3 protein-coding genes are annotated in these 2,141 nt (G+C 28.6%); all 3 read right to left on the bottom strand.

The window, feature by feature from the left end; genetic code table 11:
• Positions 1-141: 141 nt before the first annotated feature.
• The 3 genes from YW9_RS0108670 to YW9_RS0108660 all read right to left on the bottom strand — a co-directional run bounded on the left by YW9_RS0108670 (position 142) and on the right by YW9_RS0108660 (position 1,915).
• Positions 142-732, bottom strand: a complete 591-nt coding sequence (locus YW9_RS0108670) for a hypothetical protein (RefSeq protein WP_018279780.1) — start codon at positions 730-732, stop codon at positions 142-144.
• 66 nt (positions 733-798) lie between these two features.
• Entirely contained in the window at positions 799-1,320 is a 522-nt protein-coding gene (locus YW9_RS0108665; RefSeq protein ID WP_194298483.1) for a hypothetical protein, read from the bottom strand.
• 1 nt (position 1,321) lies between these two features.
• Positions 1,322-1,915: a hypothetical protein gene (locus YW9_RS0108660; RefSeq protein WP_018279778.1), complete on the bottom strand. Its 594-nt coding sequence runs from the start codon at positions 1,913-1,915 to the stop codon at positions 1,322-1,324.
• Positions 1,916-2,141 lie beyond the last annotated feature (226 nt).

Raw genomic sequence — 2,141 nt, 5'->3', positions numbered from 1 at the left:
TTTACTTTGTTTTGGGATATCAGTTCATTCAATAAAATGTAATTTTTCTCGGATTGTGAAAACCCGAGAAAAGAACATAAAAATAGTGTGATTAAGATTTTCATTTTAATTATTTTTTAAAATAATGCCCTCTTTGGACTTTTATTCATATTGTATATTTGACGGATGTACACGGACTTGATAACAAGGTATATAATCTTTTTGTAAATCAGATGAAAAAATGACAAATATATGATGCTTTACAAACGGAGGTATTTTGTAAATATATGCATAACCGTCAAAAAAGAAATCATAAGTTTCTTGCGAGAGTGTATTCCATATTTCTTCTAACTGTGTGATTGTTTTTACCTGTCTCATATCTTTTAGGTAATCCAGATGTTCATTTGGAATTAGTAAAATATGATCTCTTTTAATAACGGAATATTTATCACTATTTTGTACTTTAATAATGTGAGAAATATTTAAAAGCCAATCTTCTTTATCATTTTTATAATCGTATTCTATTGATTTGTAAAAAAGCTTATTGTTTTTGTCAAATCTTTCAAATACCTTATGATGCTTGTAATGTTTCGTAATATCTAACCAATAAGTTTCACCAGAGTTTATTTCCTCTTTTTGTGTACGTAAAATACCATCTGTATCATCAAAGATGACAAACAATGCTCTATCAGATATTTGTGCATATAATTTAAAAGTCAATAAAAGTGATGTAATGAGTAGTGTGTTTTTCATTGTTTTTGGATTTTAATTTTTCTATGCTTGTGCAAAACTTACATTATAATTGTTTTAATTAAAATTTTACTCCAAAGCCGTCGGTCTAATAAATAGTTGTACTTCATAACAAGGAATATAATCCTTCTCTAAATCTTCTTCTTTAATGATAAAAATATTATATCGTTTTTCGGTTTGATATTCTTTGTCATAGTAATTGTAAAACCTATCTTCATAATGAGGTGAGCGTTCTAACACTTGACTTGAAAATTCATCAAATTGCATTTTGATCCATTTTTCTTCCTCTTGTTTTACATAGATTACGCTATTTTTCTTTTCGAATTCTTTAAACATTGTTTGTGGCATAAGTAAAACAAATCTTGCGGGATAGTCAAAGAAATCTTTTGAAAAGTACATAAAGGAAACACTCCAAAAAGGTGAGTTGGGACAGTTTATCCCATATGTTTTTTGTGCGATATTTCTCCCAATAACCTTTTCATAGAAGTTTGGATTATCATTATTTATTACAAAAAACAAACTATTTGAGTTAATCTGTGCTTGTGCAAAACTTACACAAGCACAGAAAATTAGTGTTAGAATTAGTTTCATTTTAATCACAATATTCTTCAATTGTACTTATTAAAACATCCACTTCGTAGCAAGGAATGTAATCTTTTTCTAAATCGGAGGTAAACACTATAAACACATTGCTTCGATATACTCCCTTCGCATACGAAGTTCTCTTGTCATAATACTCATATTTTCTGTAAAATGGTCCGATGGTATTAAGTTCTATTTTTGACCATAATGTTTCCAAATAGTTTGCATAATATCTCTCTCTTGCGATTTCTTCAAACCGTTCCTTTGGAAGCATTAAAATAAAATTATTGATTATATTTCCATTAAAATGATTACGAAATCTAAATGAAATTTGCCAATTTTTAGGTTTGTTTACGTAAAAATATTCGTAAATCTTACTAACTTCGCCATTTTCATAAATTAAATCTATTTCTTGATGCTCTTTGTAATAAGTTGTCTTTTCAATATGAAATTTAGTGCCTTCATCATTTGATCTGATTTTTCTACTTTCTGTTTTTTGCACACCGTCTTTATTATCAATGATGATAAAAAGATGGTTTGTGGCTATTTGGGCAAATGACTTGAAAGCGAATAAAAATAGTGCTATAATTAACTTGTTTCTCATTATTTGTAGTTTTAGTTTTTCTGTGCTTGTGCAAAATTTACACAAGCACAGAAAATTAGTGTGATTAATGGTTTCATTGCCTTTCAGGAAAAAGTTCTTTTGCCCACATTATATCGTATCTGACAACTCGTTTGAAACCATCTTCTGTTCGGTCGAAATAAAAATCATACGAACCTCCTACAATTCCTTTGCCTTCAATATATGCAAATCGGTCAATACCTCGATG

Source organism: Capnocytophaga cynodegmi DSM 19736 (assembly GCF_000379185.1).
Lineage (GTDB): Bacteria > Bacteroidota > Bacteroidia > Flavobacteriales > Flavobacteriaceae > Capnocytophaga > Capnocytophaga cynodegmi.
This window is presented reverse-complemented; position numbering and strand designations above follow the sequence as displayed.